Source organism: Pseudomonas sp. B21-017, assembly GCF_024749245.1.
Lineage (GTDB): Bacteria > Pseudomonadota > Gammaproteobacteria > Pseudomonadales > Pseudomonadaceae > Aquipseudomonas.
The window spans coordinates 5,109,253-5,135,998 of sequence record NZ_CP087194.1; the positions used below are offsets into that span (position 1 = coordinate 5,109,253).

Sequence of the window (26,746 nt, forward strand, 5' to 3'; positions counted from 1 at the left end):
TCATCAGACCGAAATCATATTGGTATATCGCGAAATACCGATTTAAAGTTCGCCCCATCGCGATATAACGTTTTACTCATCACGAGTCCCAAGCCATGAACCTCGACCTCGACGAAATAATAAAAGCCCTGGCACACCCGGTACGGCGAGAAATCCTGCACTGGCTCAAAGACCCGGCCGTCGAATTCCCCGACCAGACCCACAGCAACGAGCACGGCGTCTGCGCCGGGCAGATCGATCAACGTTGCGGTTTGTCGCAGTCCACGGTGTCCGCACACCTGGCGACCCTGCAACGCGCCGGCCTGATCAGCAGCCGCAAAGTCGGCCAGTGGCATTTTTTCAAACGCAACGAGGAAACCATCCAGGAGTTCCTTCGTACCTTCAGCAAAGAGCTCTGACCCTTTGGCCGATAAGGAATCAATCATGCCCCTCTCGCTACTCATTCTGGCCTTGAGCGCCTTCGCCATCGGCACCACCGAGTTCGTCATCATGGGCTTGCTGCCCGATGTGGCGGCGGACCTCGGTGTGTCGATCCCCGGCGCCGGCTGGCTGGTGACCGGTTACGCCCTGGGCGTGGCCATCGGCGCGCCGTTCATGGCACTGGCCACCGCCAGGCTGCCGCGCAAGGCCGCGCTGGTAGCGTTGATGGGGATTTTCATCATCGGCAACCTGCTCTGCGCCCTGGCCAGTGACTACAACGTCCTGATGTTTGCCCGTGTGGTCACCGCCTTGTGCCATGGCGCGTTCTTCGGCATCGGTTCGGTGGTGGCGGCAGGCCTGGTGCCGGCCAACAAACGTGCGTCGGCCGTGGCCCTGATGTTCACCGGCCTGACCCTGGCCAACGTCCTCGGCGTACCGCTGGGCACCGCGCTCGGCCAGGAAGCCGGCTGGCGTTCGACCTTCTGGGCAGTGACCGTGATTGGTGTGATTGCGCTGATCGGTTTGATCCGCTTTCTGCCGGCCAAGCGCGATGAAGAGAAACTCGACATGCGCGCCGAACTGCGCGCCCTCAAGGGGGCCGGTATCTGGTTATCCCTGAGCATGACCGCCTTGTTCGCCGCGTCGGTCTTCACCTTGTTCACCTATGTCGCGCCGCTGTTGGGCGAAGTCACTGGTGTTTCCCCGCGTGGCGTGACCTGGACCCTGGTGCTCATCGGCCTGGGCCTGACAGTCGGCAACATCATCGGCGGCAAGCTGGCTGACAAAGGCATGGCGGCGACGCTGATCGGTGTGTTCATCACCATGGCGGTGGTCTCCACCGTGCTGACCTGGACCAGCGTGGCCCTGATCCCGACCGAAATCACCCTGTTCCTCTGGGCCACCGCGTGCTTTGCCGCCGTGCCGGCACTGCAAGTCAACGTGGTGACCTTCGGCAAGGCTGCACCGAACCTGGTGTCGACCCTGAACATCGGCGCCTTCAACGTCGGCAACGCACTCGGTGCCTGGGTCGGCGGCAGCGTCATCGCCCACGGCTTCGGCCTGACCCGGGTGCCGCTCGCGGCAGCCGCATTGGCGGTGCTCGCCCTGCTGGTGACCCTGATTACTTTCCGTCAGAGCGGCGATGCCGAGCTGGCCCCCGCTACCCATTAATCGCTAAAAGAGAGCTATTAAATGACGACAATTTTCGATCCGATCAAACTGGGCGACCTCGAGTTGGCCAACCGCATCATCATGGCACCGTTGACCCGCTGCCGCGCCGACGAAGGCCGTGTGCCGAACGCGCTGATGGCCGAGTATTACGTGCAGCGCGCCTCTGCCGGCCTGATCCTCAGCGAGGCCACGTCGGTCACGCCGATGGGCGTCGGTTACCCGGACACTCCCGGCATCTGGTCCAACGACCAGGTGCGCGGCTGGAGCAACGTGACCAAAGCGATTCACGGCGCGGGCGGCAAAATCTTCCTGCAACTGTGGCACGTGGGTCGGGTTTCCCACCCTTCGTACCTGAACGGCGAAGCACCGGTCGCACCGAGTGCCATCCAGCCTAAAGGCCATGTCAGCCTGGTTCGTCCATTGGCCGACTACCCAACTCCGCGCGCCCTGGAAACCGCTGAAATCGCCGACATCGTCGACGCTTACCGCGTGGGGGCCGAGAATGCCAAGGCCGCCGGTTTCGACGGCGTGGAAATCCACGGTGCCAACGGTTACCTGCTCGACCAGTTCCTGCAAAGCAGCACCAACCAGCGCACCGACAACTACGGTGGCTCCCTGGAAAACCGTGCGCGCCTGTTGCTGGAAGTGACTGACGCCGTGATCGAAGTCTGGGGCGCTGGCCGCGTCGGCATGCACCTGGCACCGCGCGCCGACTCCCATGACATGGGCGACGACAACCTGTCCGAGACCTTCACCTACGTCGCTCGCGAACTGGGAAAACGCGGCATCGCGTTCATCTGCTCGCGCGAAAAAGAAGGCGCCGACAGCCTCGGCCCGCAATTGAAAGAAGCCTTCGGCGGCCCGTACATCGCCAACGAGCGTTTTACCAAGGACAGCGCCAACGAGTGGCTGGCCAGCGGCAAGGCCGACGCGGTGGCGTTTGGTGTGCCATTCATCGCCAACCCGGACCTGCCAGCGCGCTTGAAGGCCGATGCACCGCTGAACGAGCCGCGTCCGGAACTGTTCTACGGCAAGGGCCCGGTCGGTTATATCGACTATCCGACGCTGTAAGCCTCGACCGTTGAAATGCAAAAGCCCCGACTCGAAAGAGCCGGGGCTTTTGCGTATGGAAGATCAAAGGTCACTGAGGCAAATGCGATGCCTTTGGTCGGCTATTCGGCGCCCTTGTAGCCGGGGCGTTCACACTCATTCACATACTCGACACAAAATCCCTACAAAATACGTAGCTCGCTACCTATCAACCTGGCGAACGTACGTATATAAAAGCATCCCATTGCAAAAAGGCGCGCGAAGCAGGGACATTCCCCGCGTCATGCCTTGACAAAAACGGATCCAATTACGCATTTTGTTTCAATTGCGCAGGCTGGGACTCAAGCGCAGCATATCCAAACCTGTGTCGACCCAACGCTCGGCTTCGATGTGCAGTTGAAAACTGTCGGGAGCCAACAGCCACTGATACAGGATGCCATCGATGTAGGCATGCAAGCTGATGGCCGCGCGGGCAGCGTCGAGGTTTTCCGGTAACTGCCCGCGATTCACCGCATTACTCAGGGCCAGCGCGATTCGCACATTGCAATCGAGGCTGACCGTTTGGCGCTGCTGGCGCAGGTCGCACATTTCATCGGTGAATTCGCACTTATGAAACAGAATCTCGTTGATGCGTCGGGTTTTCGGGTCCATGGCAACTTGATGAAACAAATGAATCAGCAGTTTGCGCATGCAGCCCAGCGGGTCGAGTTCGTCTTGGCTTTCACTGGCCTTGGCCATTTCATTCAGCGGCTCGTGCAGGGTATCGAGCATCGCCTGCAGCAGATCCGCCTTGTTACTGAAATGCCAGTAGATAGCCCCGCGAGTCACCCCGGCCAGGGTAGCGATATCCGCCAGCGTCGTGCGTGCCACGCCCCGCTCGAAAAAGGCTTTTTCTGCCGCTTCGAGTATCTGGCTTCGGGTTTCTTGAGCTTCCTCTTTGGTGCGACGGACCATGGCAGTAAAACCTCAATCAGGGTGCCTCAGCGATGTCTGAGCATCCGCTGAATAGAAGTGAGGCGAGCGCTTTCGGGCTTCGTCTCAGGCCTACAATTCAAATCTTTGGACGGCTTTTGTAACGGTGTGGGTACGCCGCCAAGGTATTTACAAACAAGCATGAATGTAAGTATATTCCTTAGCAAGCTACTTATCCACCCGGTAAAATTTTTTAACCTTCCACCTTTCTTGTGCGCAACTTGCGCGCCTGACCCGAGGATCTTCATGCAATTCAAGCCAGCTGTTACCGCTCTGGTTACTGCCCTCGCCCTGGCATCACTGCTCAGTGGATGTAAAAAGGAAGAGGCGGCACCTGCCGCACCCACCCCTCAGGTCGGCGTCGTAACCCTGCAACCACAAGCCTTCACCCTGACGTCCGAACTTCCGGGGCGCACCAGTGCGTTCCGTATTGCCGAAGTTCGCCCACAGGTCAACGGCATCATTCTCAAACGACTGTTCAAGGAAGGCGGCGACGTCAAGGCCGGTCAGCAGCTGTATCAGATCGACCCGTCGGTCTATGACGCGACCCTGAAAAGCGCCGAAGCCAACCTGCGTTCGACCAAGTCGATCTCCGATCGCTACAAGCAACTGGTCGACGAACAGGCCGTCAGCCGTCAGGAATACGACACGGCACTGGCCAACCGCCTGCAATCGGAAGCCTCCCTGCAGACCGCCCAGATCAACGTGCGCTACACCAAGGTCTACGCACCGATCTCCGGTCGAATCGGCCGTTCGTCGGTGACGGAAGGCGCGCTGGTCAGCAGTGGCCAGAGCGACGCCATGGCGGTCATCCAGCAACTGGACCCGATCTATGTCGACGTGACCCAGTCCTCGGTGGAGCTGCTTGAGCTGCGCCGCGAACTGGAAAGCGGTCGTCTGCAAAAGGCGGGCGACAATGCCGCCGCGGTCAAGCTGACCCTGGAAGACGGCAGCCAGTACGCCGTGGACGGCAAGCTCGAGTTCTCTGAAGTCTCGGTAGACCAGACCACTGGTTCCGTGACTCTGCGCGCGGTGTTCCCGAACCCTGATCACACCCTGCTGCCGGGCATGTTCGTTCACGCTCAGTTGCAATCCGGCGTGAACAGCGCGGCGATTCTGGCGCCGCAACAAGGCGTGACCCGCGACCTCAAAGGCACCCCGACCGCGCTGGTCGTGGGTCCGGACAACAAGGTCGAACTGCGTCAGCTCAAGGCCAGCCGTACTGTCGGCAACCAATGGTTGATTGAAGACGGCTTGAAGGCAGGCGATCGCCTGATCACTGAAGGGCTGCAATTCGTCAGACCTGGTGTTGAAGTCAAGGCCACTGAAGCCACCAACGTCAACGCCAAGAGCCCGGTCCCCGCACAGGCAGCCAAAGTCGCTGTCGGCGGCAAAGGGGAGTAAACCATGTCGAAATTTTTTATCGACCGTCCGATTTTCGCCTGGGTAATTGCCCTGGTGATCATGCTGGTCGGGGCTTTATCGATCCTCAAGCTGCCGATCAACCAATACCCGAGCATTGCGCCTCCGGCCATTGCGATCTCCGTGACTTACCCCGGCGCTTCTGCACAAACCGTGCAGGACACCGTGGTGCAGGTGATCGAGCAACAGCTCAACGGTATCGACAATCTGCGTTATGTCTCGTCGGAAAGTAACTCCGACGGCAGCATGACCATCACCGCGACCTTCGAGCAGGGCACCAGCTCCGATACCGCGCAGGTTCAGGTCCAGAACAAACTGAACCTGGCCACCCCGCTGCTGCCACAAGAAGTGCAGCAGCAGGGTATCCGCGTGACCAAGTCGGTGAAAAACTTCCTGATGGTCATCGGTGTGGTGTCGCGTGACGGCAGCATGACCAAGGACGACCTGTCCAACTACATCGTGTCGAACATGCAGGACCCGATCTCGCGGACCGCCGGTGTCGGTGACTTCCAGGTCTTCGGCGCCCAGTACGCGATGCGGATCTGGCTCGACCCGGCCAAGTTGAACAACTTCAACCTGACCCCGGTGGACGTGAAAACCGCCATCGCGGCGCAGAACGTCCAGATCTCGTCCGGTCAACTCGGCGGCTTGCCCGCCCTGCCCGGCCAGCAACTGAACGCTACGATCATCGGCAAGACCCGCCTGCAGACTGCCGAGCAGTTCAAGGAAATCCTGCTCAAGGTCAACAAGGACGGCTCGCAGGTTCGCCTCAAAGACGTCGCCGAAGTAGGCCTGGGTGGCGAGAACTATAGCGTCAGCGCCCAGTTCAACGGCAGCCCGGCTTCCGGTCTGGCGGTGAAGCTGGCCAACGGTGCCAACGCCCTCGATACCGCCAAGGCCCTGCGCAAAACCATCGATGACCTGAAGCCGTTCTTCCCGCAAGGGATGGAAGTGGTGTTCCCGTACGACACCACCCCGGTGGTGACCGAGTCGATCAAAGGAGTGGTTGAAACCCTGGTCGAAGCGATCGTGCTGGTGTTCCTGGTGATGTTCCTGTTCCTGCAGAACTTCCGCGCCACCGTCATCACCACGATGACCGTGCCGGTGGTATTGCTGGGTACATTCGGGATCCTCGCGGCATTCGGCTTCAGCATCAACACCCTGACCATGTTCGGCATGGTGCTGGCCATCGGCTTGCTGGTGGACGATGCCATCGTCGTGGTGGAAAACGTCGAACGGGTCATGAGCGAAGAAGGCCTGTCACCCAAGGAGGCCACCAAGAAATCCATGGGGCAGATCCAGGGTGCGCTGGTCGGTATTGCTCTGGTGCTGTCCGCGGTACTGCTGCCGATGGCGTTCTTCAGTGGCTCCACCGGTGTGATCTACAAGCAGTTCTCGATCACCATCGTTTCGGCCATGGCCTTGTCGGTGCTGGTTGCATTGATCTTCACCCCGGCGCTTTGCGCCACCATGCTCAAGGCGATTCCGAAAGGCGAGCACGGCACGCCGAAACGCGGCTTCTTCGGCTGGTTCAACCGCAACTTCGACCGTGGCGTCAAAAGCTACGAGCGCGGCGTCGGCAACATGCTCGCTTACAAGGCTCCGTACCTGCTGGCGTACCTGATTATCGTGGTCGGCATGATCTGGCTGTTCACCCGCATTCCAACGGCGTTCCTGCCGGAAGAAGACCAGGGCGTACTGTTTGCCCAGGTGCAAACCCCGGCCGGTTCCAGCTCCCAGCGCACGCAGGTGGTCGTGGATGAAATGCGCGAGTTCCTGCTGCGTCCGAGCAAGGATGGCGGCGAAGGCGATGCAGTGGCCTCGGTGTTTACCGTGACCGGCTTCAACTTCGCCGGCCGTGGCCAGAGTTCGGGCATGGCGTTCATCATGCTCAAACCGTGGGACGAACGTAACGCCGACAACAGTGTGTTCAAACTGGCGGCCCGTGCCCAACAGCACTTCTTTACCTTCCGCGACGCCATGGTGTTTGCCTTTGCGCCACCAGCGGTACTGGAACTGGGTAACGCCACCGGTTTCGACGTATTCCTTCAGGACCGTGCCGGCATCGGTCACAACAAGCTGATGGAAGCCCGTAACCAGTTCCTCGGCATGGCGGCGCAAAGCAAGGTCCTGTCGCAAGTCCGTCCGAACGGCCTGAATGACGAGCCGCAGTACCAGCTGGAAATCGACGATGAGAAGGCCAGCGCCCTGGGCGTGACCCTCACCGACATCAACAACACCCTGTCGATTGCCCTGGGCAGTAGCTATGTGAACGACTTCATCGACCGCGGTCGTGTGAAGAAGGTTTACGTGCAAGGCCTGCCCGGCGCTCGCATGAGTCCTGAAGACCTGAAGAAGTGGTACGTGCGCAACAGCGCCGGCACCATGGTTCCGTTCTCGGCGTTCGCCAGGGGTGAATGGATCTACGGTTCACCGAAACTGGCCCGTTACAACGGCGTGGAAGCGATAGAAATCCTCGGTGCCCCGGCGCCCGGCTATTCCACCGGTGAGGCCATGGCCGAAGTCGAAGCTCTGGCCAAGAAACTGCCGGCCGGTGTCGGTATTTCCTGGACCGGTCTGTCGTACGAGGAACGTCTGTCCGGCTCGCAAGCACCAGCGCTGTACGCCTTGTCGCTGTTGATGGTGTTCCTGTGTCTGGCGGCGTTGTATGAAAGCTGGTCGATCCCGATCGCGGTCATGCTGGTCGTGCCGCTGGGGATCATCGGTGCGCTGATGGCGACCAGCCTGCGCGGCCTGTCCAACGACGTGTACTTCCAGGTGGGGCTGTTGACCACCATCGGTCTGGCGGCGAAAAACGCCATTCTGATCGTCGAGTTCGCCAAGGAACTGCATGAGCAAGGGCGTAGCCTGCGCGATGCAGCGATCGAAGCCTGCCGGATGCGTCTGCGACCGATCATCATGACCTCGCTCGCATTCGTGCTCGGCGTGGTACCGCTGGCCATTTCCACGGGCGCAGGTTCGGGTAGCCAACATGCGATCGGTACCGGGGTGATTGGCGGTATGCTCACGGCCACGATCCTGGCGATCTTCTGGGTTCCGTTGTTCTTCGTCACCGTGTCGTCCATGGGCCAGCGCAAAGTCGCCGACCAGGATGACGCCATTGAAACTCCTCAAGAGGCTGGCTAATGAGCAAGTCGCTACTCTCCCTGGCAGTCACCGCTTTCGTGCTGAGTGGCTGCTCGCTGATACCCGATTATCAGCGGCCTGAAGCACCGGTGGCGGGCCAATACCCGCAAGGCCCGGCGTATTCGCCGGCCCAGGCGCCCAACCAGGCCGCCGCCGAACAGGGCTGGAAGCAGTTTTTCCACGACCCTGCGCTGCAGCAGGTGATTCAGACCTCGCTGGAGAACAACCGTGACCTGCGCGTCGCGGCGCTGAACATCGACGCTTATGCGGCTCAATACCGCATCCAGCGCGCCGACCTGTTCCCGGCGGTTTCGGCCACCGGCAGCGGCAGTCGTCAGCGGGTTCCGGCACGGGCCTCGCAAACCGGCGAAGCGAACATCAACAGTTCCTACTCGGCCACCGTCGGCATCAGCGCCTACGAACTCGACCTGTTCGGTCGGGTGCGCAGCCTGAGCGAAGAGGCCCTGCAGAAGTACTTCGCCACTGAAGAAGCACGGCGCAGCACGCAGATCAGTCTGGTGGCCAGCGTGGCCAATGCCTATCTGACCTGGCAGGCCGACAAGGAACTGCTGAAACTGACCCAGGAAACCCTCGGTGCCTTCGAGGAGAGCTACAAGCTCACCTCGCGCAGCAACGAAGTGGGCGTAGCCTCGGCGCTGGATCTGGCCCAGTCACGTACCTCGGTGGAAAACGCCCGTGCGCAACAGGCCAAATACACCCGTCAGGTCGCCCAGGATGAAAACAGCCTGGTGTTGCTGCTCGGCACCGGCATCCCGGCCAATCTGCAAGCAGCCAAGCCACTGTCGGACGACCTGCTGAGCGACGTGCCGGCCGGCCTGCCGTCGGACTTGCTGCAACGTCGCCCGGACATCCTCCAGGCCGAATACAACCTCAAGGCCGCCAACGCCAACATCGGCGCGGCGCGGGCTGCATTCTTCCCGAGCATCAGCCTGACCGCCAATGCCGGCTCCCTGAGCCCGGACCTGTCCGGTCTGTTCAAGGGTGGTTCGGGCACCTGGTTGTTCCAGCCGCAAATCAACCTGCCGATCTTCAACGCCGGCAGCCTGCGTGCCAGCCTGGATTACTCCAAGATCCAGAAAGACATCAGCGTGGCGAACTACGAGAAGTCCATTCAAACGGCCTTCCAGGAAGTCGCCGATGGCCTGGCCGCACGCCAGACCTACACCGAGCAGTTGCAGGCTCAGCGTGATTTCGTCAACGCCAACCAGGACTACTACCGTCTGGCCGAGCGTCGTTATCGCATCGGGGTCGACAGCAACCTGACCTTCCTCGACGCCCAGCGCCAGCTGTTCAGTGCCCAACAGGCGCTGATCACCGACCGCCTGGCGCAGCTGACCAGCGCGGTCAACCTGTACAAGGCGTTGGGCGGTGGCTGGAATGAACAGACGGCGAAGAACGAGCCGTTGAAAGAAGAAGCGCCGAAGATGAAGTTGTTCTGATAGCGCCGTAAATACGAAGCCCACCGTTTGGTGGGCTTTTTGTTGGTCGTGAAAAAAACCAGCCTGTTCGCTTCACCCTCCGACTCCATTGACCAGAAACACCGGCTCTTCCAGATAATCGAGCCCCAAGCGGTTTTCGAACATTTCGTCGCGTAACGCTGCGGTAGTGAAACTGCCCAGGCCCAGCGCGGTGGCCAGCAGGGAAAAGGTCTGACTCAGATGCCCGGCATCCATCAGCGCCACCCGCAGTGCGCGGCTGAATTCGTATTTCCAGGCCATTCGCTCGACCCGCGCCGTGGAAACGAACACCGCTGCCGCATCCTTGATCCACGCCTGTCCACCACAAGCCTCGCTGATCCAGGCTCGCGGATCTTCCAGGGAAAGCAGCTCAAGCCCATGACGGCGTACCGAATAGTGGTAAAGCCCCCGCTCGAAACCCTGCACGTTCATCAGCACCGCATACACCTCGGTGCCCTGCAGCGAACCGCCGGCCGGCGAGGTTTTCTTCAGGAAATAGTCACCCATGCGGTTGTGCTGCACGACGGTCGCGCCCCAGGTGTAGTAGAGCAACAAAGACAGTTGTTCCGAACTCAACGGCTGATCACTGAAGGTTCGCGACGTGCGGCGATTGCACAGCGAGCCCAGCAGCGTCGGCTGAGCAATCGCACAGGCAGGCAGCAGCGGGTTTTCCAGGGCGATGAACGGATGGGACCAGTAGTCCTTGAACGCCGACGGCTGAGGTTGCGCCGAGGCCTTTTGCTCCAGCTCCGTTTCCAGCTCGGCAACGCTGATGTAGGGCGTGTGCGAGCCGGTGCGGGTACTCAGGTAAAACTCCAGCGCTGCATCCCAACGGGTCCAAAGGTTGAGCGGATGCTTACCTTCGTTACAGGTGACCGAACCCGATTGATTCGCCACGGGCAGCAAAACACCATGGCTGACCAGTGTCCTCAGAAACGCCAGGTTGTCGTCCTGTGCAGGACTTTGCATAACCCCCGGCAGCAACAAGGCACTCTCCAGCGTCTGTGGGCTCAGGAAGTGGCGCAATAACGGCAGCAACGTCACGTCAAACTCCAGGCTCAAGTCCTGCTGCCGGTCTCGGATAAAAAACGACGCCGAGCCAACGCTGAGCCAGGTGCTTTCCCTGAGTTTCAGCAGGGTCTGCGCGTCCTCCGACGGCGTCTGTTGATCACCCTGTTGATCAAGCTCCTGCCAGAACAGGGCCTTGGGCCTCAAGGACTTGATGGCCTTGATCAAGGTCAACAGTTCCGCGTCATCGGTTTTGCGCGAAATATCCCACTCCAGGGTGATCGCTTTCACCGGGGATGATCTGAACAGCTCACGCAAAATGTCCCAATCCCGCCGTGGATGGCTGGTGTGAATTTCAATCAACCGGTCCAGCGGCAACGAACGCAAATAGTCGTTCAGGTCGTAACCCTGGGTTCTGGCGGTCGTGATCGCGCTGTCGAGATCCAGCAAAAATCCCGAGCCGCTGCGCTCCACCACACTGGAAATGAACTCGCCTTCGGACTGCTCTTGTGCGCCCGGCAATGAAAACAACCGCGGTGCGTTTTCCAGCACCAGCAGTGTGGCCGTGAGCTCGCGCAATTCGATGGCATTGGCCACCACCGTGTCAGCCACCTCTTGGGCCAGGGTCGGCAAAATGAAATGCTGCGTGTCGCCACCGTGGAAACGCGACCAGGAAATATGCTCGGCCAGCCACGGCGAGCGGGTTTTGTCGCACAGTCTCCGCGTCATGTTCAGAAATTCGCGATCCATCGCGATGCCCACACTGCCCAGGGACAAACTGGACGAGTGCAGCAGGCTCGGTACTCGAGCGCTGACGTCAAGTAAACGAGGCTGCAGGATGCAGTGGGTCGGCTGAAACTCGACGTAATCGAAATGCGGCAAACCCTCAGCGAGAATTCGCTCGACCGTCGGGTCAAGTCCATCCTCCGACCGGTCATCCTGTGCCCTGCGCCGTGGCAAATGGTATTCCAGCCCTACTCCGGCCTCGGGATAGGACGAGGCATCAAACATCCCCATGTGAGCCTCCCCGGCTTCAGGCGGTCAGACCCAGCAAGCGTTGTTGCTCAGTATCAGTCCCCGATATCGCCAACAGCCCGGCATATTGGTTTTCCTGCGCTCTGACCTCTTTGGCGAGGTTTTCCAGAAGTTGACGTCCTTGTGGGGTGAATTCAGTGCTGGCCTCAAAGTCCGGCAATGCCTTGATCAAGCCTCGCAGAATGTACAGAAGACGGTTTTGCGCCCGTTGCAGCTCATCGGTCGAACGCGAACGAACCCGCCCCAGGTATTTGACCAACGCGATGTACACGTAAAACGCGTGGAAGTAGCCATAAAAGTCACGCTTCTGTCCCGACCACGGCAAGGTGTACAACGGCTCCCGCGAGGTCTCTTCCTTAACGACCGGGCACGCCTCGACAATGTGATAGAGCAACTGATGGGTGGCCTCATGCACCAGGGACTCTTCCAGATCGAGTATCGAATCATCCCGGCTCGACAACAGGATGATTCCGGTGAAACGGGACGCCGAACAGCTTCGAAATGAACCATCGGGTAAATAGAAAATCGACTTGACCAGTTTTTTGATTTGCTCACGGCAGGCGGGCCATGTGTGCTCTATGCGCAACAGGGCAATATTCACCACGTCGCAAAAAAAACGTACGGAGTAACCGCTACGCTCCAACTGTTTGCGGACGGCTTCATCCTCCGGAAACTCATAACTGGGCGGCATTACTATCGCTACCAGCGGATCGACATCAAACCGATGCACAGGGGGGCAATAATGATTCACGCGGGAACTGTCGGATGCTTTGACACGCACTAACATCTCAGGAAATTCGCACAGCATTTTTTCCAGCTCACTCCTGTCCTCGGTCTTTTTCGTGATGACCAGATTGGCATAATGAGCCGTCAGTACATTCCACACTTGAAACACCGGATCATTAATAATCAAGCGCTGTTCACGGGTCGGAGGGACGATAAGATTAAATGCCTGTTCAAAAAACTCTGCCAGATGTGGCGCGTTGGGAAACAACTGAAAAAGTTCGGTGTACAGCGCAACAAAGCTGGTGTATCGATTTCGACTGACACGCTCCAGCAAGACTTCAAATCGCGAAGGCTCCGAATCCGCAAGGAAGGTCGTGCCCTGAAATAAATCCTCGACCGAGAGCTCACGTTGACCACTGTTACCGATGTCCATTTCTCAACCTTCCCTTAGGTTGGCGGCAACGGCTTCGCCATTGTCAGACTGGCAATGCCATAACCCAGTTGTTCATAAAGACGACGCGCCGCATCGTTGCGACCAAAGACATGCAACCGCACTTCCTTGCATCCCGCCTGGCTCGCCCATGATTCCAGGGCCAGCAGCGATTGTTTTGCATAACCCTGGCGGCGCTCGCCGGGGTCAATGTAAATATCCAGAATGAAGGCGATCCGACCGGCGCCAGCGTGTCGTTCGGCAACCCATAATTCACCGATGCGCCGCGCTTGATCCTGGATTACCCAGAGTTGATTCTTTTCAGTCAATCGCCCTTGCGGCAACAATTGCTCGAAGACGCTTCGTGCCCTTTGCGACGCCTCCTCCTGGCCCCACTCGCCGGCGGCGACCATCCCGTCGCCATATTCAGCAAGGGCTCTGTCGGCGAACGTAGCAAAGTCCGCGTCATTCATTGGAGCCAAGGTGACAGACATGCGTCATTCACTCCGTGCCCGAGTGCTTCAGGTCATGGGTCTGATAAGGCCATTCGGCGTACCACCGTAAAAGCCCACCTTTCGTGGCACGCCAAATGGCATCACCCACCGTTAATCCATGCGCGCTTGTTGCTGCTGGTTCTGTGTATCGAATACCGCGCGTATCCCCAGGTTGCTCCGAATGCTGGAGGAAGCTGCCGTCAGTTTTGCAGCATCAATACCTTTAACCGCCGCGATCTCGTCAGTACTTAAGTGCACGCCAATATTTTTAGCCGCCCCTGCCGGATCACTGTGTAAGGCGTTGGCAAATTTTTCGTCCAGCACGGCCCGTCCCAGAACCGAGGCCAAACGTTCCTGATTGACTTTATTACCCATGGTACTTCTCCTTGTTATTTCGGCATGACGAAAAACATCCCCTGACGAAGCAAGAGAGTTTCTTTTGCCCGCCTGAGGAATTTGAATATAGCAAGGCCTCTTTTCTTTTCCAGCCAAGCCCATGGCTCTCTTTAAATCTTTTTACGATAACCAACAACACCAATTCTTAAGTTTAACCGGCGACTATTGATCTACCTTTAATGACAGCCAACACTGTAGGAAACGTCTTACAACTAAAGCAATAAACACTTCCATCTAACATCAAAAAAAACAACAAGGCGCCATTAATAGAACACACCTGCGGACGCCCCTTATCAACCCGAATAACTATGGGATTTTATTAGGAATGCCTCATACCGTCCGCGCCCACGCTGACGTCGATTAGTGTTCGTTAATCGCCCAAAACCCCATCCCCCCCAATTGAATCCCCCCGCCCATCCCTCGCACCATTGTCCGCACCTGCAAAAATCAATAACAACAAGGTCCGACACCATGACTACGCGCCCTCTGCGCTCCGGCTGATCTCGCCCGCCCCCTTATCCGAATTCGATTTTTTGTCTGCGACCCCTTGGTTGCGGCTGTGTACTGCCTTATCCCTGACAATTAGAGAGACCCGAGTCCATGACTTCCTCCACCACGCAGTATTTGTTCCCCAGTCTGATCGCCATCGCACTGGCCGGCGCGGCCCTGCCCGCCTTGGCCGAGGAAGCAGGCTTTGTCGAAGGTGCCAAGGTCAACCTGAACCTGCGTAACTTCTACATCAACCGTAACTTCACCAATCCGACCAAGAGCCAGGGCAAGGCTGAAGAATGGACGCAAAGCTTTATCCTCGACGCCAAATCCGGGTTCACCCAGGGCACCGTCGGGTTCGGCATGGACGTGCTGGGGTTGTATTCGGTCAAGCTCGACGGCGGTAAAGGCACCGGCGGGACGCAATTGCTGCCGCTGGATCACGATGGCCGCCCGGCGGACAACTTCGGTCGCGCCAACGTGGCGTTCAAGGCGAAGCTGTCCCAGACCGAAGTGAAGGTCGGCGAATGGATGCCGGTGCTGCCGATCCTGCGCTCGGACGACGGTCGCTCGCTGCCGCAAACCTTCCGTGGCGGCCAGATCACCTCGAAGGAAATCGACGGCCTGACGCTCTACGGCGGCCAGTTCCGCGCCAACAGCCCGCGCGACGATAGCAGCATGAATGACATGTCGATGACCGGCAAAGCGGCGTTCACCTCAGACCGCTTCAACTTCCAGGGCGGTGAATACGTCTTCAACGACAAGCGTACTCAGATCGGCCTGTGGAATGCTGAACTCAAGGACATCTACAGCCAGCAATACGTCAACCTGATCCACACCCAACCGCTGGGTGACTGGACGCTGGGCGCCAATCTCGGGTTCTTCTACGGCAAGGATGACGGCAGCGCCCGGGCGGGCGAGCTGGACAACAAGACCTGGTCGGGTCTGTTCTCGGCCAAATACGGTGGCAACACCTTTTACGTCGGCCTGCAAAAACTCACCGGCGACAACGCCTGGATGCGGGTCAACGGCACCAGCGGCGGCACCCTGGCCAACGACAGCTACAACTCCAGCTATGACAACGCCAGGGAAAAATCCTGGCAAGTGCGCCACGACTACAACTTCGCCGCTCTGGGCGTGCCGGGCCTGACCCTGATGAACCGCTACATCAGTGGCGACAACGTCCACACCGCCACCACCAGCGACGGCAAGGAGTGGGGCCGCGAAAGCGAACTGGGTTACACCGTACAAAGCGGCGCACTCAAAGACCTCAACGTCAAATGGCGCAACTCCACCATCCGCCGTGACTTCAGCAACAACGAGTTCGATGAGAACCGGTTGATCGTCAGCTATCCGATCAGCCTGCTGTAAGACTCTAAAACGCCTTCGCGGGCAAGCCTCGCTCCTACAGATCACACCACCTGTAGGAGCGAGGCTTGCCCGCGAAGACGTCAGCTCAAGCAACACAACTTTCGCGGATCACTCCCGCGACTCAACCCCCAACTCATCCCACACCGACTCGGCCAGGTGGAACGTCGCGTTGGCCGCCGGAATTCCGCAATAGATCGCGCTCTGCATGATCACTTCCTTGATCTCGCCACGGGTTACGCCATTGTTGGCGGCGGCGCGCAGGTGCAGTTTGAGTTCTTCGTTGCGGTTCATGCCGATCAGCATGGCGATGGTGATCAGGCTGCGGGTGTGGCGCGGCAGGCCCGGACGGGTCCAGATGTCGCCCCAGGCGTGGCGGGTGATCATCTCCTGGAACTCCGAGTTGAACTCGGTCAGCGCGCTCAGGCTGCGGTCGACGTGGGCGTCACCGAGCACTGCGCGACGGACTTTCATGCCCTCGTCGTAACGTTGTTTCTCGTCCACAAAAAATTCCTCAATGACCTGAAAGAAACGCCAGCACCCGCTCGCTGAACGCAGCGCCGGCCTGGACATTGGACAGGTGCGCGGCGTAGAACTCGGCGTACTCGGCGCCCCGCACATGTTCCTGAATGAAATGCCCGCCAGACGGCGGTGTGACCGCATCTTCGGTGCCGGCGATCACCAGCAGCGGCGCCTTGATCGAGGACAACTGATCACGGAAATCGGCATCGCGCACCGCCGCGCAATTGGCCGCGTAACCTTCAGGCGAGGTAGCCGCGAGCATGTCGGTGATCTGCTTCGCCGCTGCCGGATTGGCAGCGGAAAAATCCGGGGTGAACCAGCGTGCAATCGACGCATCACGCAATGCCACCATTGCCGCCGCGCCGTCGCGCAGCACGGTTTCGATCCGAGGGTTCCACACCGATGGATCGCCGATTTTCGCCGCGGTGTTGCACACGATCAGTTTGTTCAAACGTTGACCGGCGTTGATCCCCAGCCATTGACCGATCAACCCGCCCATGGACAGACCGCAGAAATGCGCGCGCTCGATGTGCAAGGCATCCAGCAGCGCCAGCACGTCGCGGCCCAGTTGCTCGATGCTGTACGGCCCTGGCGTCACCAATGACTTGCCGTGACCACGGGTGTCAAAACGCAGCACCCGAAAATGCTCGGTGAACGCCGGGATCTGCGCGTCCCACATGTGCAGGTCGGTGCCCAGTGAGTTGGACAGCACCAGTACCGGCGCATCCACCGGTCCATCGAGTTGCGGCCCTTGAATTTGGTAGTGCAGTTCGCCATCGGCGAGTTGTACGAATGCCACAGCAGTCTCCTTCAGGCAGTCAACGCAAAATGTTCAGCCACCGCTCGCTCGACCCAGGTATGGGCCTGACCGAGGTAATGGGCGGGGTCCAGCAGATGATCGAGTTCAGCGTCCGACAACTCGGCGGTCACTTGCGGCTCATCGCCGAGTACCGCGCGCAGATGACGTTGCTCGGCCACAGCACGCTTGCAGCATTGCTCCAGCAGATGATGCGCGGTGTCGCGACCGACCCGTTGCGCCAGGACGATGCTCACGGCTTCGGCGAGCACCAGGCCCTGGGTCAGGTCGAGGTTGCGGGTCATGCGCATCGCGTCCACTTCCAGTCCGTCGGCCACCAACAGTGCTTGTTGCAGGCTGCCCGACACCAAGCAGCAGATCTCCGGCAGGGTTTCCCATTCGGCATGCCACAGGCCCAGGCTGCGCTCGTGTTCCTGGGGCATCGTGCTAAACAAGGTCGAGAGCAAACCCGGCACCCGCGTCGCCGCACCGATCAGCACCGCCGCGCCCACCGGGTTGCGTTTGTGCGGCATGGTCGAGGAACCGCCCTTGCCCGGCGCCGACGGTTCGAACACTTCCCCGGCTTCGGTCTGCATCAACAGGCTAACGTCGCGACCGAGTTTGCCGAGGCTGCCGGCGATCAAGCCAAGCACCGCGCCGAACTCCACCAGACGATCACGCTGGGTGTGCCAGGGTTGTTCCGGCAAGGTCAGTTGCAGTTCCGCGGCCAAGACTTCGGCAATCGGCATCGCCTGATCGCCAAGGGCTGCGAGGGTGCCGGAGGCGCCACCGAATTGCAGCACCAGCAGGCGCGGCTTGAGTTCCAGCAGACGCTGGCGGCTGCGGGTTACCGCGCCCAGCCAACCGGCGATCTTCATGCCAAGGGTGACCGGTGTCGCGTGTTGCAACCAGGTGCGCCCGGCCAGCGGCGTGGCGACGTATCGCTTGGCCTGGGTCGCAAGGGTTTCCCCCAGCTGCGCCAGATCAGCTTCGATCAGTTGCAGCGCACGGCGCAATTGCAACACCAGGCCCGTGTCCATCACGTCCTGGCTGGTCGCGCCCAGATGCACGTAGCGCTCGGCTTCGGCATCGCTTTTGGCGATCTGCTTGCCCAGGGCCTTGACCAAAGGGATCGCCGAATTGCCCGCCGTGGCAATCGCCTCGCCGAGGGCGGCGAAGTCATAATGCTCAGCCCGGCAGGCCCCTTCGATAGACACGACAGCCGCTTGCGGAATCAGGCCAACCCGCGCTTCGGCCCGGGCCAATGCGGCTTCGAAATCCAGCATGGCCTGAACCCGGCCCTGATCGCAGAACACCTCACGCATGTCGCGTGCGGTGAAGTAGGCATCGAACAATTGATTGCCCGGTCGCTGATTCATAAACAGTCCTTACAGGCGAGGGCCTGTGAGGCCCCCCGCGGAAAGATCAAAGGTCGTTTTCCAAATACTTCGGCTGTTTCGGCAGTCGCAGGCTGAACAGGAACGCCACCGCCATCATCACCGTCACGTACCAGTAGAACGAGTTTTCCATGCCCCCGGCTTTAAGGCTCAGCGCTACATATTCCGCCGAACCGCCGAAGATCGCATTGGCCACCGCATACGCCAGGCCGACGCCCAAGGCGCGCACCTCGGGCGGGAACATTTCGGCTTTCACCAGACCGCTGATCGAGGTGTAGAAACTGACGATCGCCAGCGCCACGGTAATCAGCACAAACGCCAGGAACGGACTGCTGACACTTTTCAGGCTCAACAGGATCGGTACGGTGAACAACGTCCCGAGGGCGCCGAACCAGAGCATCGAATTGCGCCGGCCAATCTTGTCGGCGAGCATGCCGAACAGCGGCTGCATGCACATATAAAGGAACAGTGCACCGGTCATGATGTAGCTGGCGGTCTTGGCGTGCATGCCAGCGGTGTTCACCAAGTACTTCTGCATGTACGTGGTGAAGGTGTAGAAAATCAGCGAACCGCCGGCGGTGTAACCCAGCACAGTGATGAAGGCTGCCTTGTGATCGCGGAACAGCGCACCAATGCTGCCGGCATCCTTGCTTTCGCGCATTTCCTTACTGCTGGTTTCCTTGAGCGCACGACGCAGGAACAATGAAATCAACGCAGCCACTGCACCGACCACGAACGGAATCCGCCAGCCGTAGGCACGCAACTCATCCTCATTGAGGAACTGCTGCAGGATCACCACCAGCGACACCGCCAGCAACTGTCCGCCAATCAGCGTCACGTACTGGAACGACGCGAAGAACCCGCGCTGGCCCTTGAGGGCGACTTCGCTCATGTAAGTCGCGGTGGTGCCGTATTCGCCGCCCACCGACAAGCCCTGCAGCAAGCGCGCGAACAGCAACAGTATCGGCGCCCAGACACCGATACTGTTGTAGGTCGGCAGGCAAGCGATGAGCAGCGAGCCGAAGCACATCATCAGAATCGAGATCAGCATCGAATTCTTGCGCCCGTGCTTGTCCGCCAGCCGGCCGAAAATCCAGCCGCCGATGGGGCGCATCAGAAACCCGGCGGCAAACACGCCCGCGGTATTGACCAACTGCACCGTGGGGTTATCGGACGGGAAAAAGGCCGGAGCAAAGTAGATCGCACAGAAGGCGTAGACGTAGAAGTCGAACCACTCGACCAGATTGCCGGACGAGGCGCCGACAATCGCAAAGATTCTTTTGCTGCGTTCTTCACCGGTGTAGACAGCTGTGGAGGTTGTCATTGTTTTTTCACTCTGTGGGGACCGTGAGAGTCTAGACATATTTCGCAATAGTCCCGTTCCGCAGATGCATGACCTGAGAGCAATGCAATCTCTGTGGCGAGGAAGCTTGCTCCCGCTCGGCTGCGAAGCAGTCGTAAAACCGGTTGGCGCGGTTTGCCTGATACATCATGTCAGCCGGGTTTGGGCTTGCTTCGCAAACCAGCGGGAGCAAGCTCCCTCGCCACAAGAGCAACGATCACTCAATAATCGAAGAATACGGTCTCCGCATCCGTCCCCTGCAGAATCACATTCCACTGATAAACACCCGCAGCATCCTGCTTCGCCAACAAGGTGCCACGACGTTCGGCTGGCACGCATTCGAGCAGTGGGTCCGCCACGTTGGCTGGCTCACCATCGAAGTAAATCCGCGTCAGCAAGTGCTTCACCAACCCGCGAGCAAACACCAGCACCACCAGGTGCGGCGCCTGGGTCGTGCCCTTCAGGCCTTCCACAGTGCCCGGCTTGATCGTGGTAAAACGAAAGCGCCCTTGCGCATCCACCGGCACCCGACCAAACCCTTCGAAGTTCGGGTCCAGAGGTTTGTCCTGATCGTCTTCGGGGTGGTCGTACTTGCCAGCGGCGTTGGCTTGCCAGACTTCGAGCATGGCGTCGTTGACGAAGTCGCCATTGCCGTCGACGACTTGCCCGGTGATCGCCACACGCTCGCCGAGGGTCTGTTCAACGGTCAAGTCTTCACGGTTCAGCCAGGTCAGGCCGATGTGGTAGTACGGTCCGACGGTGTGGGACGTGGTCGCGTTCAGCGTCATCTTATTTCTCCATCGGCGTGGCGTCGCGGCCGCGCAAAACGATGTCCCAACGATAAGCGAGGGCATAGGAAGGGATGGTTTTTTCCAGATCGAAACTGGCGATCAGACGCTCTTTGGCGCTGGTATCGGGCACGCAGTTGTAGATCGGGTCGTAGGCCAGCAACGGGTCACCCGGGAAATACATCTGGGTCACCAGGCGCGTCAGAATGCTCGGTCCGAACAGGGAGAAATGGACGTGCGCCGGACGCCAGGCATTGTGGTGGTTACCCCACGGGTAGGCGCCAGGCTTGATGGTCTGGAACTGGTACCAGCCATCGGCGTCAGTCACGGTGCGGCCGGTACCGGTGAAGTTCGGGTCCATCGGTGCGTCGTGCAGATCGCGGGCATGGTTGTAACGACCGGCGGCGTTGGCCTGCCAGATCTCCACCAGAATGCCCGGCACCGGCAGACCGTCTTCATCCAGCACACGGCCGTGGATGATGATCCGTTCACCCAATGGCTCGCCCGAGTGCTGGGCGGTCAGGTCGTTGTCCTGCTCCTGAATACGCTCGGCGCCGATGGTCGGGCCGGTGATTTCCGACAGCGAATGAGGCAAAAACACCAACGGCTTGGACGGCGAGCGAAGGTTGGTGGATTGATAAGGAGGGTGCAGGTATTCCGGCTGAGTGCCCGCCTGCGGGCGACGGTAACCTGGTTTGTCAGTCATTGCGCGTTCCTCAAACCTTATTAGTCGCTTCTGTGCGTCAGACCCGTTCGATCGCCAGGGCCAGGCCCTGACCGACACCGACACACATGGTCGCCAAGCCTTTCTTGCCGCCCGTCTTTTCCAGTTGATGCAGTGCAGTCAGTACCAGACGCGCACCGCTCATGCCCAGCGGATGGCCCAAGGCAATGGCGCCACCGTTCGGGTTGACCTGGGCCGCGTCATCCGCCAATCCGAGTTCACGCAGCACCGCCAGACCCTGGCTGGCGAAGGCTTCGTTGAGTTCGATCACGTCGAAATCGTTGACCGCCAAGCCCAGGCGCTCAGTCAATTTACGCACCGCCGGCACCGGGCCGATACCCATCACCCGTGGTGCGACGCCGGCGCTGGCCATGCCGAGCACTTTGGCGCGGGCGGTCAGGCCGTGTTTTTTCACGGCTTCGGCCGAAGCCAGGATCAGCGCTGCAGCACCGTCGTTCACACCGGAGGCATTGCCGGCGGTGATGGTTTTGTCGGGGCCGTTGACCGGTTTGAGTTTGGCCAGGGTTTCGAGTGTAGTGTCGGCACGAGGATGTTCGTCCTGGCTGACCACTGTTTCACCCTTCTTGTGGGCAATGCGCACTTCAACGATTTCTTCGGCGAAAAATCCTGCGGCTTGCGCGACGGCTGTCCGTTGCTGACTGCGCAGTGCGAAAGCGTCCTGATCCTCGCGGGAAACCTGGTAATCGTCGGCCACGTTATCGGCGGTTTGCGGCATTGCATCGACGCCGTACTGGGCTTTCATCAGCGGGTTAATGAATCGCCAGCCGATGGTGGTGTCTTCCAGCTTCATGTTGCGCGAAAACGCCGCGTCCGCCTTGCCCATCACGAATGGCGCGCGGGACATCGATTCGACGCCACCGGCAATCGCCAGCTCCATCTCACCGCTGGCGATGGCCCGAAACGCAGTGCCGATAGCGTCCATGCCCGAAGCGCAGAGGCGATTGAGGGTGACGCCAGGAATGGTTTCCGGCAGCCCCGCCAGCAGCAACGCCATGCGAGCCACGTTGCGGTTGTCTTCGCCGGCCTGGTTGGCGCAACCGAGGAACACCTCGTCCACCGCGTTCCAGTCCACCGACGGGTTGCGCGCCATCAGCGCCTTGATCGGCACGGCGGCCAGGTCATCGGCGCGAACCGCCGACAGGCCACCGCCGAAACGGCCGATGGGGGTACGAATCGCGTCACAGATATAAACGTCGCGCATCAGGCTTCTCCGGGTGCTTGGCCGTGGGCCGCCGCAGTGCGGGCTTCCAGATCACGCAGCGCGGTCAACTCGACTTCGGTTGGCTCGGCAGTGTTTTCAACGGCGTCGGCAAAACGAATCGGCCAACCGGTGGCCGCGATCACTTGCTCGCGGGTCACCCCTGGGTGCAGCGCGGTGACCACGAATTCATGGGTGCCGGCTTCGGGCTCCATGATGCACAGGTCGGTAATAATGCCGACAGGACCGGCGCCTGGCAGGCCGAGACGTTTGCGCGAATCACCGCCCTCGCCATGACCAACCGAGGTAATGAAGTCGAGCTTGTCGACAAAGGAGCGCGCCGACTGCTTGAGGATGATCAACACGCTCTTGGCGGAACCGGCGATCTCCGGCGCGCCACCTGCACCCGGCAGGCGAACTTTTGGCTGATGGTAGTCGCCGACTACCGTGGTGTTGATGTTGCCGAAGCGATCGACTTGCGCGGCGCCGAGGAAGCCGACGTCAATGCGCCCGCCCTGCAGCCAGTAGCGAAAAATCTCGCCGGTCGGGACGACGGTGTCGGCGGTTTCCGCCAGCTCGCCGTCACCGATCGACAATGGCAGTACGCTTGGCTTGGCACCGATCGGACCCGATTCGTAGATCAGGACTACATCGGGCGAGGACGTCAGTCGCGCCAGGTTGGCGGCTTTCGACGGCAGGCCGATACCAACGAAGCACACCGAACCGTTTTTCAGGCGGCGGGCGGCGGCGACGGTCATCATTTCATTGGTGGTGTAAGTCATTACTTGGCCTCCGAAGCAGCGGCCAGCTTGGCCTGGAACTCGCTGAAGTCAGCGCAGCCGTGGATGTACTCGTTGATCCACGCGGTGAAGGTTTCACGGTCGCGGGCAATCGGGTCCCAGGCCTGGTAGAAGCGGTTGTCACGCTCGGTGTAACCGTGGGCGTAGGACGGATGCGCGCCGCCCGGTACGTGGCAGACCGCGCTCAGAGCCCAGGTCGGCAGCACGCAAGCGTTCATCGGTGCATTGAGGTCATCGACGATTTCTTCGACGGTGACGATGCAACGCTTGGCCGCCAGCGCCGCTTCTTTTTGCACCCCGAGAATGCCCCAGAGCAGCACGTTGCCTTGGCGGTCGGCTTTCTGCGCGTGAATCACGGTGATGTCCGGGCGCACCGACGGCACCGCCGCCAGCACTTCGCCGGTGAACGGGCACGTGACGGTCTTGATCAGCGGGTTGACCTTCGGCAGGTCGGAACCGGCGTAGGCTCGCAGCACCGCGAACGGTAAGCCCGAAGCGCCCGCGACGTAGGCATTGGCCAGGTCGGCGTGGCTGTGCTCTTCGATTTCCAGCGCATGCGGCCACTGCCGCTCGACTGCGTCGCGCAGACGGTGCAGCGAACCGACGCCAGGGTTGCCGCCCCAGGAGAAAATCAGTTTGCGAGCACAACCGGCACCGATCAACTGGTCGTAGATCAGGTCAGGCGTCATCCGCACCAGGGTCAGGTCTTTCTTGCCCTGGCGAATGATTTCGTGACCGGCCGCCGTAGGAATCAGGTGAGTGAAGCCTTCGAGCGCGACGGTATCGCCGTCGTTGACGAACTGCTTCACCGCGTCATGCAGCGAAAGGATTTCAGCCATGGGGCAGGCTCCCGTTTTGTTATGAACCGACAGTGTGGGAAAAAGGCGCCGATGCGCAGCGCCGGAATGACTGAAGATTAAGCCCCTGGAACAACCCAAACAATCCGATAATCGACTGAGTGTTCGTTTATCGAACAGATTGTTACCTCACTACCGATCCCAAAAAAGCATTTCAGATCGTTCCCACGCTCGGCGTGGGAACGATCACTCTCAAGCCGGATCAGGTCGCATCCGCATGGCTGACCATGCCCTTGATCACCACCGCCGTGGTCGCCAACGCGGCCGGAATCACCAGAGCCGTCAACACCTGCTCGAAGTTCCAGCCCAGGCCCAGCAACGTCGCGCCCATCCACGCCCCGAGGATCGCGCCGAAGCGGCCAATCCCAAGCATCCACGACACACCGGTCGCCCGCCCTTGCGTCGGGTAAAAACGCGCCGCCAGCGACGGCATTGCCGATTGCGCGCCGTTGACACACATCCCGGCCACCAGCACCAGGGTCGCCAGCACGGCGATGTTGCCCAGGCTCTGCCCTACCGCGTAGGCAAACACCCCGGCCAATAGGTAGAAAGTGCCGATGACCTTGTGCGGATTGAACCGGTCCATCGCCCAACCCACGCCCACTGCGCTCAACACCCCACCCAGCTGGAACAGCGCACCAATGAATGCGGCCTGCTCCATGCTCGCGCCGCTGTCACGCATCAGCGTCGGCAACCAACTGGTCAGCAGATAAACAATCACCAGCCCCATGAAGTACGTCAGCCACAGCAACAATGTGCCGGTGCTGTAAGTGCCGGAGAAGATCACCGCGAACACATTGCGTGCCTTCACGGTTTTCTGTTCCGGCACGCTGAAGCTCGAAGCCTGGGCCACCAGCGCTGGGTCGATCGGTGCCAGGGCTTTGCGCACTTTGTCGGTACCGCGATTGCGCACCACCAGATAGCGCGCCGATTCAGGCAACCACAACAGCAAAACGACGGTGAGTATCAGCGGCAGAATCCCGCCGATCATCAACAGGCTGTGCCAGCCGAAGGCCGGGATCAGTTTGGCCGAGATGAAACCGCCCCCGGCCATGCCGAGGTTGAAGCCGCAGAACATGCTGGTCACCAGCAGGGACTTCTTGCGTTCCGGGGTGTATTCGGACAGCAGCGTGGTCGCGTTCGGCATGCCGGCGCCCAGGCCCAGGCCGGTGAGGAAACGCAGCACCAGCAGTTGATCGACATTGGTACTGTAAGCCGATGCCAGGCTGAACGCACCGAACAACAACACCGCGCCTACCAGTACGACTTTTCGCCCGAAGCGGTCAGCCAACGGCCCGGAACCCAAGGCGCCAAAGACCATGCCGATCAGTGCCGCACTCATCACCGGGCCGAGGCTGGCGCGATCGATGCCCCAGTCCTGGGACAATGCCGGCGCGATAAACCCCATGGCCGCGGTGTCGAGGCCATCGAGGAAGACAATCAGGAAACACAGGATCACCACCCGCCATTGGTAGCGCGAAATGGGTTGAGCGTTGATGAAGGACTGCACGTCGAGGCAGTTCCCTACAGCAGACTGAGGCTGGTTCATTATTTTTATTCCACGCAAAGAACGCAGTCGAACAAGTGCCAGCCGAGGCTGACGCTGTCACAAGAAAAGAAGGTCGGGATCAGGCGATCCGGTTTCGGCAGCTAAGCCGGTGGGAACAGCGACAGTGGGGAAACGTGCACATGACGATGCCTCTTCTCATTATTATTGGGTCGTCGTCCGGTAACCGGCCGAGGGCCAGCAGCGCCGGATGACGCTGCCGCGACATTAATGATCCGAGAGAAACAGCGTCAATTCGATAAACGCGACTCTGTGCGTTTATCGAACAGCTTAGGCGAACAGCTGCGCACTCAAGTCGCGGCTGGCACTCAACAGACCTGGCAGGAAACGTTGCTCCAGCTCGCTGCGGCTGACCCGGCCGGCATGGGTGCTGACGTTCAGCGCCGCCACTACCTGGCCAGAAGCGTCATACACCGGCACGGCAATCGAGCGCAGGCCTTGCTCCAGTTCCTGATCGACGATGCACCAGCCTTGTCGCCGTACTTCTTGAAGGCATTCGAGCAAGGCTTCGGGGGTATGCAGGGTGCGACTGGTCTTGGCTTGCAAGTCTGCATGGTCGAGGTATTCGCGCAGCGACGTGTCGTCCAGCGCGGCGAGCAGAATCCGGCCCATGGAGGTGCAATAGGCCGGCAAGCGCCCACCCACCGAGAGGTCGACGGAAATCAGCCGCTGGGTAGTCGCCGAGCGCGCAATGTACAAAATGTCATCGCCCTCCAGCGTGGCCATGTTGCAGGCCTCGTGCAGTTGCTCGCTCATGCGGTCCAGGTACGGCTGGGCAGACACCGCCAGTGGAGTCGACGACAGATAGGCATGGCCCAGGGTCAAGACTTTGGGCAGCAGCGAATAGGTGCGCCCGTCGGTGGTGGCGTAGCCGAGCTTGATCAGCGTATGCAGGCAACGTCGCACAGCGGCGCGGGGAATTTCCGTGCGGTGGCTGATCTGTGCAATGGTCAGGTGCCGCTTGCGCTCCTGGAACGCTTGCACCACCGCCAGGCCACGGGCCAGGGAAGTCATGAAATCCGGGTCACCGGTCAGGGCCTGGATTCGCTTGGCGGGCGAGGCGACGATCGGCGGCGCCACTGAAGCGAAGGAATTGCGCATTTGATCGTTCATATCAGGTTCCCCACAC

The 26,746-nt window shown here is 60.1% G+C and carries 23 protein-coding genes; 7 read left to right on the top strand and 16 right to left on the bottom strand.

Annotation, left to right across the window (positions count from 1 at the left end; translation table 11 throughout):
• Nucleotides 1-95: 95 nt before the first annotated feature.
• Genes LOY28_RS23095 through LOY28_RS23105 form a run of 3 tightly spaced genes read left to right on the top strand, consistent with a single transcriptional unit; the run spans nt 96 to nt 2,661 of the window.
• Entirely contained in the window at nt 96-398 is a 303-nt protein-coding gene (locus LOY28_RS23095) for a helix-turn-helix transcriptional regulator (protein ID WP_018926857.1), read from the top strand.
• A 25-nt stretch (nt 399-423) separates the two neighbouring features.
• Entirely contained in the window at nt 424-1,590 is a 1,167-nt protein-coding gene (locus LOY28_RS23100; RefSeq protein WP_018926858.1) for an MFS transporter, read from the top strand.
• Between the two features lie 21 nt (nt 1,591-1,611).
• Entirely contained in the window at nt 1,612-2,661 is a 1,050-nt protein-coding gene (locus LOY28_RS23105) for an alkene reductase (protein WP_018926859.1), read from the top strand.
• 300 nt (nt 2,662-2,961) lie between these two features.
• Here the strand turns inward: LOY28_RS23105 and emhR are convergent, their stop codons facing one another.
• A complete protein-coding gene (emhR, locus tag LOY28_RS23110) occupies nt 2,962-3,594 on the bottom strand; it encodes an efflux system transcriptional repressor EmhR (protein WP_258612602.1) in 633 nt (210 codons plus the stop codon).
• Nucleotides 3,595-3,858: 264 nt separating this feature from the next.
• Between emhR and LOY28_RS23115 the strand changes: the two genes are divergently transcribed.
• Genes LOY28_RS23115 through emhC form a run of 3 tightly spaced genes read left to right on the top strand, consistent with a single transcriptional unit; the run spans nt 3,859 to nt 9,641 of the window.
• Nucleotides 3,859-5,016, top strand: a complete 1,158-nt coding sequence (locus tag LOY28_RS23115; RefSeq protein WP_018926861.1) for an efflux RND transporter periplasmic adaptor subunit — start codon at nt 3,859-3,861, stop codon at nt 5,014-5,016.
• A gap of 3 nt (nt 5,017-5,019) precedes the next feature.
• Nucleotides 5,020-8,181 carry an efflux RND transporter permease subunit EmhB gene (gene emhB, locus LOY28_RS23120; RefSeq protein ID WP_018926862.1) on the top strand — a complete coding sequence of 1,054 codons (3,162 nt, stop codon included), beginning with the start codon at nt 5,020-5,022 and terminating at the stop codon, nt 8,179-8,181.
• Nucleotides 8,181-9,641 (top strand): efflux RND transporter outer membrane subunit EmhC, encoded by a 1,461-nt coding sequence (emhC, locus tag LOY28_RS23125; protein WP_258612603.1) that lies wholly within the window; start codon nt 8,181-8,183, stop codon nt 9,639-9,641. Before emhB ends, emhC begins: the two co-directional genes overlap by 1 nt.
• A gap of 72 nt (nt 9,642-9,713) precedes the next feature.
• On the opposite strand, the gene LOY28_RS23130 is transcribed toward emhC, so the two are convergent.
• From LOY28_RS23130 to LOY28_RS23145, 4 genes are all read right to left on the bottom strand, one after another.
• Entirely contained in the window at nt 9,714-11,684 is a 1,971-nt protein-coding gene (locus LOY28_RS23130) for a DUF692 family multinuclear iron-containing protein (protein WP_258612604.1), read from the bottom strand.
• A 16-nt stretch (nt 11,685-11,700) separates the two neighbouring features.
• On the bottom strand, nt 11,701-12,861 hold the full coding sequence (locus LOY28_RS23135; RefSeq protein ID WP_018926865.1) for an aKG-HExxH-type peptide beta-hydroxylase: 1,161 nt from the start codon (nt 12,859-12,861) through the stop codon (nt 11,701-11,703).
• A 14-nt stretch (nt 12,862-12,875) separates the two neighbouring features.
• Nucleotides 12,876-13,352: a GNAT family N-acetyltransferase gene (locus tag LOY28_RS23140; RefSeq protein WP_026286480.1), complete on the bottom strand. Its 477-nt coding sequence runs from the start codon at nt 13,350-13,352 to the stop codon at nt 12,876-12,878.
• Between the two features lie 111 nt (nt 13,353-13,463).
• Entirely contained in the window at nt 13,464-13,727 is a 264-nt protein-coding gene (locus tag LOY28_RS23145; protein WP_018926867.1) for an Os1348 family RiPP precursor, read from the bottom strand.
• A 621-nt stretch (nt 13,728-14,348) separates the two neighbouring features.
• On the opposite strand from LOY28_RS23145, the gene LOY28_RS23150 reads away from it, so the two are divergent.
• Complete coding sequence (locus LOY28_RS23150; protein WP_064619875.1) at nt 14,349-15,608, top strand: OprD family porin; 1,260 nt, start codon at nt 14,349-14,351, stop codon at nt 15,606-15,608.
• Nucleotides 15,609-15,716: 108 nt separating this feature from the next.
• Here the strand turns inward: LOY28_RS23150 and pcaC are convergent, their stop codons facing one another.
• From pcaC to pcaR, 11 genes are all read right to left on the bottom strand, one after another.
• Nucleotides 15,717-16,109, bottom strand: a complete 393-nt coding sequence (gene pcaC, locus LOY28_RS23155) for a 4-carboxymuconolactone decarboxylase (RefSeq protein ID WP_018926869.1) — start codon at nt 16,107-16,109, stop codon at nt 15,717-15,719.
• A gap of 10 nt (nt 16,110-16,119) precedes the next feature.
• Nucleotides 16,120-16,926, bottom strand: a complete 807-nt coding sequence (pcaD, locus tag LOY28_RS23160; RefSeq protein WP_258612605.1) for a 3-oxoadipate enol-lactonase — start codon at nt 16,924-16,926, stop codon at nt 16,120-16,122.
• A gap of 11 nt (nt 16,927-16,937) precedes the next feature.
• The gene (locus LOY28_RS23165) at nt 16,938-18,302 is read right to left on the bottom strand and encodes a 3-carboxy-cis,cis-muconate cycloisomerase (protein WP_258612606.1); all 1,365 of its coding nucleotides are present in this window, start codon (nt 18,300-18,302) and stop codon (nt 16,938-16,940) included.
• 46 nt (nt 18,303-18,348) lie between these two features.
• A complete protein-coding gene (locus LOY28_RS23170; protein WP_018926872.1) occupies nt 18,349-19,644 on the bottom strand; it encodes an MFS family transporter in 1,296 nt (431 codons plus the stop codon).
• Nucleotides 19,645-19,883: 239 nt separating this feature from the next.
• On the bottom strand, nt 19,884-20,450 hold the full coding sequence (gene pcaG / locus LOY28_RS23175; RefSeq protein ID WP_018926873.1) for a protocatechuate 3,4-dioxygenase subunit alpha: 567 nt from the start codon (nt 20,448-20,450) through the stop codon (nt 19,884-19,886).
• Nucleotide 20,451: 1 nt separating this feature from the next.
• On the bottom strand, nt 20,452-21,156 hold the full coding sequence (pcaH, locus tag LOY28_RS23180; protein ID WP_258612607.1) for a protocatechuate 3,4-dioxygenase subunit beta: 705 nt from the start codon (nt 21,154-21,156) through the stop codon (nt 20,452-20,454).
• A 37-nt stretch (nt 21,157-21,193) separates the two neighbouring features.
• A complete protein-coding gene (gene pcaF / locus LOY28_RS23185) occupies nt 21,194-22,399 on the bottom strand; it encodes a 3-oxoadipyl-CoA thiolase (protein ID WP_258614501.1) in 1,206 nt (401 codons plus the stop codon).
• The gene (locus tag LOY28_RS23190; RefSeq protein WP_018926876.1) at nt 22,396-23,175 is read right to left on the bottom strand and encodes a CoA-transferase subunit beta; all 780 of its coding nucleotides are present in this window, start codon (nt 23,173-23,175) and stop codon (nt 22,396-22,398) included. The genes pcaF and LOY28_RS23190 overlap by 4 nt, the downstream gene beginning before the upstream one ends.
• A complete protein-coding gene (locus LOY28_RS23195) occupies nt 23,175-24,032 on the bottom strand; it encodes a CoA transferase subunit A (protein WP_018926877.1) in 858 nt (285 codons plus the stop codon). Before LOY28_RS23195 ends, LOY28_RS23190 begins: the two co-directional genes overlap by 1 nt.
• A 220-nt stretch (nt 24,033-24,252) precedes the next feature.
• Nucleotides 24,253-25,599, bottom strand: a complete 1,347-nt coding sequence (locus LOY28_RS23200; protein ID WP_018926878.1) for an MFS transporter — start codon at nt 25,597-25,599, stop codon at nt 24,253-24,255.
• A 288-nt stretch (nt 25,600-25,887) separates the two neighbouring features.
• A complete protein-coding gene (gene pcaR / locus LOY28_RS23205; protein WP_007935836.1) occupies nt 25,888-26,730 on the bottom strand; it encodes a pca regulon transcriptional regulator PcaR in 843 nt (280 codons plus the stop codon).
• Nucleotides 26,731-26,746 lie beyond the last annotated feature (16 nt).